Genomic DNA, 9,602 nt, shown 5'->3' with positions numbered 1-9,602 from the left:
CGACTGCTCAAGACCAACCGGTTCGGTTATCGAAAGATTATGGATGTCCAGGATGGCATTGCCATTGTCCGTAACCACGCCTTGGCCTTCGGCCGTCTGTCGCCACACCGGCTGGCCGCCGGTCATCGCCAACAACTGACGGGCCACCAGGCTGCGCGCCATGGGAATGACTTCGACGGGAAGGGGGAACTTGCCGAGTACGTCGACGCGCTTGGCCGGGTCTATGATGCAGACGAACTTGTCACTGGCCTCGGCGATGATCTTCTCGCGCGTCAGCGCGGCGCCGCCGCCTTTGATCAGGCACTTGTGCGGGTCACATTCATCGGCGCCATCCACGTACAGGGACAGCGTACCGGTGGTATTGAGGTCAAAAACCTCGATGCCGTGGGCGCGCAGCCGGGCGGTACTCTGTTCAGAGCTGGATACGGTGCCCTTGATGCGGTCCTTGATGCGGGCGAGGGCATCAATGAAATAGGCCACCGTGGAACCGGTGCCGACGCCGACGATCATGCCATCCTCGACGTACTCGATGGCCTTCTCGCCGGCCAGGCGTTTGGCTTCGCTCATGGTGTTGGGGAACTCGTGGTCAGTGGGTGGGGGGCGGGCGTTGCGCGACTTCTGGCCGGACCGCTGCGCTCCGTGAAGGATGGCAGCAGGCGGCCGGAAAGGGCTGATGCAGGCAGGATTGTAACGGGCCTGATTGAATCCGCGTCGCCCGGGCGCTGGCGATCAACCCGCCCAGTGGGATGCAGGCCAGCTCGACCGAATGGAGACCGCGGCCGACCACCCGCGGAAACCCCAAGCGCCGACCGACGCGGCGGTGCGCTTACTCAAGGGCCAGCAGGAACTTCCACTGGCTGGCGCTCACCGGAAACACGGACAGCCGGTTGCCGCGGCGGATAAGCGCGAATTCCTCGCCCAGCTCGTCGCCATGCTGCTTGATTTCATCCAGTGCAATGGTGCGCTTCAGTTTGCGCTCGAAGGCGACATCGACCAGGAACCATCGCGGTTCCTCATGGGTGGCCTTGGGGTCGTGGTAGTCGGACTTCGGGTCGAACTGGGTTTCATCGGGGTACGCCCGACTGGCTACCGTAGCCGTGCCGACGATGCCGGGCACTGCGCAGTTGGAGTGGTAGAACAGCACGCCATCGCCGACCTGCATCTGGTCGCGCATGAAGTTGCGCGCCTGGTAGTTGCGCACGCCGTTCCACGGCTCCGTGCCAACGCGTTGCAGGTCATCGATGGAAAAGGCGTCGGGCTCGGACTTCATCAGCCAGTAACGGCGGCGGGCGGTCATGCGGGAACTTTCCGGCAATCAATGAAGGTGGTTTCAGTGCAAACGGCATCGACGGCCACGTCCCAGGCGGCGCCCGTCAGTGCATCGACCTGTTGCACGTCGAACGCGGCGCCCACCAGGTAAGGCGGCGCGGGGCGTTCTTGGCGGAAGGCGAAGGTGCGGTCGTACCAGCCGCCGCCCATCCCCAGACGCTGGCCCGCGGCATCGAAGCCGACCAGGGGCATCACCGCCATTGCCAGGTGCGACGGCTCCAGCAATGAAGAGGGCGAGACGTCCGGCTCGGGAATGCCGAAGCGGTTGCTGACCAGCGCATCGCCTGGACGCCACGGGGCAAACCGCAACCGCTCGTCGTCACCGAGCACGGGCAGGCAGTACACGCAGTCGCGTGGAAGCTTGAGCTGCCAGGCATGCAGGGCGATCTCTGCGTCCATGGCCCAGTAGCCGGCGACGTAACCGTGCGTGGGGGCGAATGGCATGGCCAGCAGGCGGGTGGCCAGCTGTTCGGCGGCGGCGATGCGGGTGGCGGCCGGCAGGGCGCGACGACGGTCGCGCAGGACGCTGCGAAGTTGTCGGCGTTCTGCCGCGAGGTCGACGGTCATCCAGCGCAATCCGGGGCGGCGGGGTGGACCTGGCCGCGGTTGACCGAGAGTACCGGCAGTGGCCCGCACCGCCGGCAGTGAAAGGGAAGTCCTCCGCTCGTGCCGATGCTTACGAAACGACCTTGAACCCGGGGTTCAAGTGGGAACGCTTGGTGGCCGTCGGGCTTCCCGCTGCGTGGCGGACATGCACTCCGGGCTTCCGTTGCGCCCCCGTGGTCGTAATTAAGGGACAAGGCGAATGTTTGCGTACGCCGTCGAACACAGCAGAGGACGTGGACGCAGTATAGCGTGAGTGCCCGGTAGGCGGCGGCCGCCCGTCGGTGTGGAGTGCGCGGCATTCAGCATCGATCGCTCCGGAGGGTGAGTCCGGGGAGCTGGCCGGCAGAAGGCGCACGGGGGCGCCCTTTACGCATGGCAGTCATGCGCCGTGGCGCGCCGCTTGGCCATCGAAGGGCCGACCCGTTGCTTTGGGGGCTGACGAACTCAACGCGAGGTGGCGTCGAACAGGCCGTCGAGTTTGCGCTGCAGATCACCCAGGGTGCGCGCGAGTTCGCGGTCGCGACCCTCATTCTCGACGCGGGCCACCTGCAGTTCGTGCGCGAGGTTCAGTGCGGCCAGCACGGCCACGCGATCGAGGGCCGCCATGCGGTTGTTCCCGCGGATTTCCCGCATCTTGCCGTCCAGCACCTTGGCCGCGGCGAGCAGGCTGTCGCGCTCGTCGGGCTCGCAGCCCACGGTGTACTCACGGTCGAGGATGCGGATGGTGACCGGATGGTTCGCGCTCACGTGTGCTGCTCCAGCGACTTCAGTCGCGCGATCATCGCCTCGACCCGGGTGCGCGCGAGTTCGTTCTTGGCCAGCAGGGCGGAACGTTCGCCGGCCAGCTGTTCCTGTTGCTGGCGCAGGCTGCGGTTCTCCTCGCCGAGTCGGCGGGCGCGCTCGGTCAGCTCGTCGAGACGGGCGTTGAGCGATTGCAGTTGGGCGAGGAGCTCTTCGCGATCCATCGGTGAACGATAGCAGTGTGGGGCGGCCGGTCAAGGCACGGCGGTCACGCGCTTCGGGCGGTCCCAGTCCAGGATGAAGGCCAGGCACTCGCTTTCCGCCATCGGGCGGGCCAGCCAGTAGCCCTGGATCTCGTCGCAGGCGTGGGCGCGCAGGAACTGCATCTGCGCCTCGGTCTCCACGCCTTCGGCGATGACGTTCAGGCCCAGCGAATGGGCCATGGCGATGACCGTAGTGGTAATGGCCTCATCGTCGGGATCGATGGTGAGGTCGGCGATGAAGGCCTTGTCGATCTTCAGCGTGTTGATCGGCAGGCGCTTGAGGTAGGCCAGCGACGAGTAGCCGGTGCCGAAATCGTCCACGGCCAGGGCGATGCCCAGATCACGGACGGCCTGCAGGGTGGAGGCCGTCTGCTCGGCGTTCTCCATGATCACGCTTTCGGTCAGCTCCAGTTCCAGGCCGTGGGCATCGATACCGGTGGTCTCCAGCGTGCGGGCGACCACACGGGGCAGGTCGCCGCGCAGCAGTTGCAGCGCGGACACGTTGACGGCCATGGTCAGCGAATCCAGGCCGCGGTCCTGCCAGCGCTTGAGCACGGCGCAGGCCTGGCGCAGCGCCCATTCGCCGATCTCCATGATCAGGCCAGTTTCCTCGGCCAGGGGCACGAACTGTATTGGTGCGATTTCGCCGTGCTCGGCACTGGTCCAGCGCAGCAGTGCCTCCACGCCGGTGATGCGCTGGTCGGCCAGCGACAGGCGTGGCTGGAACACCAGGCGCAGTTCACCGCGGTCCAGGACCTTGCGCAGCGCGGCGGAGATGGTGGCGCGCTGGCGGATCTCGTGGTCCATGCTTTCGGTGTAGCGCATGAACGTGCGCCGCCCGATGGCCTTGGCCTGGTACATCGCGGTATCGGCGTGCTTGAGCAGGTCGGTGGGGACCTGGGCGTGGTCGGGGTACAGGCTGATACCGATCGATGGCGAGATCACCACCTCGTGGCGCTCTTCCAGGTCCAGCGGCAGCTCGAATGCGGCGATGATCTCCAGTGCGACCTGTTCGGCCTGTTCGCCAGTGTCGATGTTCTCCAGCACCACGGTGAATTCGTCGCCACCCAGCCGCGCCACGGTGTGCTGCAGACCGACGGTCTGCTGCAGGCGAGCCGCGGCGGCGCGCAGGATGCGGTCGCCCGCGGCGTGGCCGAGGGAGTCGTTGATGTCCTTGAAGCGGTCCAGGTCAAGGAACAGGACGGCGATGCTCTGGTTCTGGCGGCGGGCGCGGACGATGGCGCGGGACAGGCGCTCGGAGAGCAGCGTGCGGTTGGGCAGGCCAGTGAGCGTGTCGTAGTTGGCGAGGTAGCGCAGTTCCTGCTCGGCGCGCTTCTGGTCGGTGATGTCGCCAAGCACGGCGACGTAATGGCCACGCTGGCCACTGGCATCGAGCACGATGCTGGCCTGCAGCCAGCACAGGAATTCCGTGCCGTCCTTGCGCCGCTGCCACACTTCGCCGGACCAGCGGCCGGTCCGTTCCATCTCCACGCGCATGTGCTGGTAGAAGTCGGGGTCGTGCTGCAGGCTGTCGAGCAGTTCGGTGCCGCGGCCGATGACCTCGGCGTCGTTGTAGCCGGTCATGCGCGAGAAGGCGGGGTTGACCGAGACAAAGTTGAAGTCGCGGTCGAACACCGCCACGGCTTCGGCCATGCTGCGCAGCACCTCGCTGGCGATGCGGCGTTCCCGCTCGGCACTGCGGCTGGCGGTGATGTCGCGGGCGGTGCCCGCCACGCGCAACGCGCGGCCATCGGGCCCGCGTTCGACCACCCGGCCGCGTGCGCGTACCCACTGCCAGCTACCGTCCGGTGCGCGGGTGCGGTGCTCGGAGAGGAACAGCGCCGAATCGCCGCGCAGGTGCTGGCGCAACTGGTCCAGCACCTGGGGCAGGTCGTCGCCGTGGATGACGTGGTCGGTGGTGATCTGGGTGTGGATGTCGCCGCCCGTGGGATCGCTGCCCTGGTCGTCCACGCGCATGCGGTGCACCTGGCCGCGCACCAGGTCGTAGTCCCAGAACTGCTCGCCCGAGGCCCACAGCGCCAGCTTCAGGCGTTCCTCACGCTCGCGGATCTGACGGAAGTAGCCCTGGTCCAGGCGCCGCCGTCGGGTCCAGCGCCAACCCATCGTGGCGCTCGCACCCAGCACCACCAGCACCGCCACGAAGATCGCCAGCGGATGGCGCCAGAGCGGCGGTGCGACGTAGACCGGGATCTGCAACTCCTGCGGGCTCCAGATGCCGTCGCGATTGGTGGCTTGCGCACGCAGGGTGTAGTGCCCGGGCGGCAACTGGGTGTAGGTGATGTCGGGTGACGTGCCGTTGTCGATCCAGCCGCGATCGAAGCCGACCATGCGGTAGCGGTAACGGATGCGCGCCGCTGGGTCGAAGTCGAAGGCGCCGATCCGCAGGCGCAGGATGTCGATGCCTGCCGGGATGTCCAGCCGTGTGGGTAGCCACAGGGCGCCGCTGTTGCCGGGGGCATCCAGGCCGATACGGGCCGCGAGCAGGCGGGCCGGGGGGCTGAAGCGGGAGTCGATGATGCGGCCGGGATCGAACAGGTTGAGGCCGCGCACGCCACCAAATGCCAAGCGGCCGTCGTGCAGGCGCGCCGCGGCACCGCCGTTGAATTCGAGGTCCTGCAGGCCGTCCGCGACGCCGTAGCTGCGCACGTCGCCGCTGGCTGGGTCGAGTCGCAGGACGCCGATGTCCGTGCCCAGCCAGAGCGCACCACCGGCGGATTGGCGGATGGAGAAAACCGTGGGCGTGGCCCGGTCGCCCAACTTGCCGCTGAGTGGATGGCTGAACCGGATGCTGCCGTCCGCGCCTTCGATCGCCCGGCTCAGGCCGGAGTGGGTCCCGACCCACACCGAGCCGTCTTCGGCCTGCACCAAGCTGCGCACGAGGTTGCCCGCGAGGCTGTCGGGGGCATGGTCGTGGTGACGAAGGTGGCGGATACGTCCGGTGCCGGGATCGAGCAGGTCAAGGCCATCGCTGGTGCCGATCCAGATCCGGCCGTTGCGGTCCTCCAGCAGCGCATTGGTGGTCGGGTGGGACAACGAGCGGGCGTCACCCTCGCGCCAGGCATAGTGGGTGACACCGGAGCCGTCACGACGGTAATGCAGCACGCCCATGTGGCTGGTGCCCAGCCAGAGGTCGCCGTTGCGCGCGAGCAACAGCGAGCGTATGCCGGGGTGTCCGTAGCCGCCCAGGGCCACGGTTTCGGCGTCACCGTTACGGGGGTCGAATCTCAGCAGGCCGTGCGTGGTCGCCAGCCACAGGCGGCCATGACCCGCATCGCCCATCGCCATGGTCCTGCGCAGGACGGCCAAGGTGGAGGCCGGCGTGGGCAGGCGCGCAGTCCAGTCGGTAAACCGGTCGGTGGTGCTCTCGTAGCGCAGGAGGCGGCCGTCGTCGGTGCCAAGCCAAAGTACGCCGGGCTCGGATTCGTAAACCGAGCGGATGCTGTCGTCCGCGGCGGCGCTGCCCTTGCGGGTGCCCTCCAGTTCCAGCACGTAGGTGAACCGGGAGCCGGCCGGGTTCGTCACGGATACGCCACGGAACCAGCCGCCCGCCCAGAGCATGCCGCCTCGATCCACCATCAGCGTGGTGATGGAGTCCTCCGGCAGGCTGGCCGGAACCGACGCGTTTTCCGCGATGACGGTGACATGGCCGGTTTGCGGGTCCAGTCGACGCAGGCCGCTGCCGACCACGCTGAACCACAATTGGCGGTCAGGGGCCTCGACGACGTTGCGCACTTCGCCGCCCGTGGTGTCGCCGCTGGCAGGCCACTGCCTCAGGAATTCGCGGCCGTTGGAATGCAGGCGGTACAGCCCGTCGCTGCGACCGACCCAGAGCTGCCCTTGCCGATCGAAGCCGAGGCTGGTCACGGCCACCGCCGGCCCGACGCGGGTGGCCTGACCGTCGGCGCTGATGTGGAAAAGGCCCGCCAAGTTGCCGTACCACAGCGTGCCATGCGCGTCGGCCACCAGCTTCTGCGGGGCGACGTCGCGGTCCACGCTGGCGTCCAGGCGCAGCACCGGGTGGCGCTGGCCGCTGGCCGGCTCCAACCATTCCAGCCCCGCACTGGTCGCCACCCATAACCGACCATGCAGCGGCACCAGGCCGGTCACGCGCTGACGGGGGCCTTCCGGCGCATTGCCGCTGAGGTAGCGCTGCACGGAGCCGTTGCCGAGGTCCAACCGGGCCACGTAGCGCGACTGCGTGCCGATCCACAGGCCGCGCTCGCCATCGAGGGCCAGCGCGGTGACGAAACTGTCCGGCAGGCTGGCCGGGTTCTGCGATTCGTGGCGGTAGGGAACGAAGCGTTGACCGTCGTACCGGTGCAGGCCGCCCTGCGTGCCGACCCACACGAACCCCTGGCGGTCCTGGACCATCGAGGTGACCGAGTTCTGGACCAGGCCACGCTCGCTGCCCAGTGACTGGAAATAGAACTCGCGCGTGGCCGCTTGCGCACGCGGGTAGGCCGGTCCCAGCAAGGCCAGGGCCAGCAGGCCACAGCCTACGGCTTTGCGGATGGGCAAGGGCGGCACGGCACCGAAGCGCGGGAGAAGCAACGGGGCCAGTTTAGGCAGCCAATGCAGGCATCACAACCAAAATCAAGCCCTGCCAGTCCAGGCCCGGTTGGTACACTGGACCCCCCTCAACGTGGCAATGCACGTGGCCAATACCGATCTGCCGTCCCTCCCCGCCGTGGAGGCGGAAATCCGCCAGCAGGCATTGGCGATGACCTCCTCGGAACTGCATGGTGCGCTCTGCGGCTGGTTGGCCGGCGGCGGCGCCGCCACCCGCGACTGGCCCGCCAAGGTGCTGGTGGACGCAGGCCTGGAAACGCCCGCCGAGCACTCCCCCTTCGACCAGTTGCGCGAAGCCACCGCGGCCCAGTTCGGCGACCGCAGCTTCGGTTTCGAGTTGCTGCTGCCGGAGGCCGATGCGTCGCTCGCGGTGCGCAGTGGCGCGCTGTTCGACTGGTGCCGGGGTTTCCTGGGCGCGTTTGGCCTGGCCGCCGGCGCCAAGCCGCCCCTGTCCGAAGAAGGCGCCGAAGCCTTGGCGGACTTGGCCAAGCTGGCGGCGGCGCAGCCGCAGGACGAGGGCGACGAGGATGACGAGGCGGCCCTGGTCGAGATCGAGGAGTTCGTGCGCGTGGCGGCCCTGTTGCTGCATGGCGATTGCGTGATGGCCGCCCAGCATCGTGCCCGGTTGAACTGAGACGGTGGCGATGGCCAGCCCCACAGGCATTCCTGCCGCCAACTACGCGCGTCGCCGCAAGCAACTGATGCGCATGGCGGGCAACGACGCGATCCTGGTGCTGCCCGCAGCGGCCGAGCGGATCCGCAGTCGCGATACCCATTATCCGTACCGACAGGATTCCGACCTCTGGTACCTGACCGGCTTCCCCGAGCCCGAGGCGGTGCTGGTGCTGGTTCCGGGGCGCAAGCACGGCGAGGCGTTGCTGTTCTGTCGCGAACGCCATCCTGAACGCGAGGGTTGGGACGGGCCGCGCTTCGGTCCGGAGGGGGCGGTCGAAGGTTTTGGCCTGGACGATGCGTACCCCATCACCGACATCGACGACATCCTGCCGGGCCTGCTGGAAGGGCGCAGCCGGGTGTACTACCACTTCGGTCGCGATGCGGAGTTCGACCTCAAGCTGATCGGCTGGGTTAATCGGGTGCGCGCGATCATGAAAATGGGTGATCGACCGCCGCATGAGTTCCTCGAACTGGGCCACCTGCTGGACGAGATGCGTCTGTTCAAGGACCGCGACGAGCTGAAGTTGATGCAGCGGGCGGCCGACATCTCGGTGATGGCCCACCAGGCCGCAATGCGCGCGGTGCGACCCGGCGTGCACGAATACACCCTGCAGGCCGAACTGGAACGCGTGTTTCGCCTGCATGACGCGCAGCCGGCGTACGGCAGCATCGTCGGCGCGGGCGCCAATGCCTGCGTGCTGCATTACCACGCCAACAACGCGCCGGTGCGCGACGGCGACCTGGTGCTGATCGATGCCGGCGCGGAGTACCGCGGCTATGCGGCCGACATCACCCGCACGTTCCCGGCCAATGGCCGCTTCAGCGCCGCGCAGCGCGCATTGCACGACCTGGTGTCGCAGGCGCAGGCGGCCGCCTTGGCCCATGCGCGACCCGGGGTGCCTTACGAGGCTGGGCACAACGCCGCGGTCGAAACGCTGACCGAGGGGCTGCTGCGTCTGGGCCTGCTCAAGGGCAAGCTCGAGAAGAACATCGACGAAGGCCATTACCGCCGCTACTACCGGCACAAGACCGGGCACTGGCTGGGGCTGGACGTGCACGACGTGGGCGAGTATCGCTTCGATGGCGAATCGCGCCTGCTGGAGCCAGGCATGGTGTTCACCATCGAGCCCGGCCTGTACGTGCCGACGGACGACACCGGCGTGGATGCCAAATGGCGCGGCATCGGTATCCGCATCGAGGATGACGTGCTGGTGACTCGGGACGGGCACAAGGTGCTGACCGATGGACTGGCGCGCAGTGCCGATGAGATCGAGGACTTCATGGCGGACGCGCACGCGGCGGCCTGATTCCCGCGTCGCCGTGCGCCGCGCTGCTCGCGCGATACGGCAGGGGCCACGCACGACCCGATCGTACTGATACAAAGAAGCCCGCGGGAGA

Annotated in this window: 8 protein-coding genes and 1 other RNA gene; 2 read left to right on the top strand and 7 right to left on the bottom strand. The window is 67.9% G+C overall.

The window, feature by feature from the left end:
- The 7 genes from rpiA to N800_RS15255 all read right to left on the bottom strand — a co-directional run.
- Positions 1-567: ribose-5-phosphate isomerase RpiA (gene rpiA, locus N800_RS05635; RefSeq protein ID WP_036135688.1), on the bottom strand; the 567-nt coding region annotated here is incomplete at its 3' end.
- Positions 568-826: 259 nt separating this feature from the next.
- Positions 827-1,297: an EVE domain-containing protein gene (locus tag N800_RS05630; protein WP_036135686.1), complete on the bottom strand. Its 471-nt coding sequence runs from the start codon at positions 1,295-1,297 to the stop codon at positions 827-829.
- The gene (locus tag N800_RS05625) at positions 1,294-1,896 is read right to left on the bottom strand and encodes a 5-formyltetrahydrofolate cyclo-ligase (RefSeq protein ID WP_036135684.1); all 603 of its coding nucleotides are present in this window, start codon (positions 1,894-1,896) and stop codon (positions 1,294-1,296) included. Before N800_RS05625 ends, N800_RS05630 begins: the two co-directional genes overlap by 4 nt.
- 86 nt (positions 1,897-1,982) lie before the next feature.
- A non-coding RNA gene (gene ssrS, locus N800_RS15585) (6S RNA) lies at positions 1,983-2,169 on the bottom strand.
- 210 nt (positions 2,170-2,379) lie between these two features.
- Positions 2,380-2,682, bottom strand: a complete 303-nt coding sequence (locus tag N800_RS05620) for a cell division protein ZapA (protein WP_036135682.1) — start codon at positions 2,680-2,682, stop codon at positions 2,380-2,382.
- Positions 2,679-2,900, bottom strand: a complete 222-nt coding sequence (locus N800_RS05615; RefSeq protein ID WP_036135680.1) for a TIGR02449 family protein — start codon at positions 2,898-2,900, stop codon at positions 2,679-2,681. Before N800_RS05615 ends, N800_RS05620 begins: the two co-directional genes overlap by 4 nt.
- A 30-nt stretch (positions 2,901-2,930) precedes the next feature.
- Positions 2,931-7,478: an EAL domain-containing protein gene (locus N800_RS15255; RefSeq protein ID WP_156962880.1), complete on the bottom strand. Its 4,548-nt coding sequence runs from the start codon at positions 7,476-7,478 to the stop codon at positions 2,931-2,933.
- Positions 7,479-7,608: 130 nt separating this feature from the next.
- On the opposite strand from N800_RS15255, the gene N800_RS05605 reads away from it, so the two are divergent.
- Positions 7,609-8,163, top strand: coding sequence for a UPF0149 family protein (locus N800_RS05605; protein ID WP_036135678.1), 555 nt, complete (start codon positions 7,609-7,611; stop codon positions 8,161-8,163).
- Between the two features lie 10 nt (positions 8,164-8,173).
- Positions 8,174-9,511 carry an aminopeptidase P N-terminal domain-containing protein gene (locus N800_RS05600; protein WP_036135676.1) on the top strand — a complete coding sequence of 446 codons (1,338 nt, stop codon included), beginning with the start codon at positions 8,174-8,176 and terminating at the stop codon, positions 9,509-9,511.
- The last annotated feature ends 91 nt before the right edge of the window (positions 9,512-9,602 follow it).

This window comes from Lysobacter daejeonensis GH1-9, assembly GCF_000768355.1.
Lineage (GTDB): Bacteria > Pseudomonadota > Gammaproteobacteria > Xanthomonadales > Xanthomonadaceae > Aerolutibacter > Aerolutibacter daejeonensis.
Note: the sequence above shows the minus strand (reverse complement) of the source record. Positions and strands in the feature narration are given on the sequence as shown.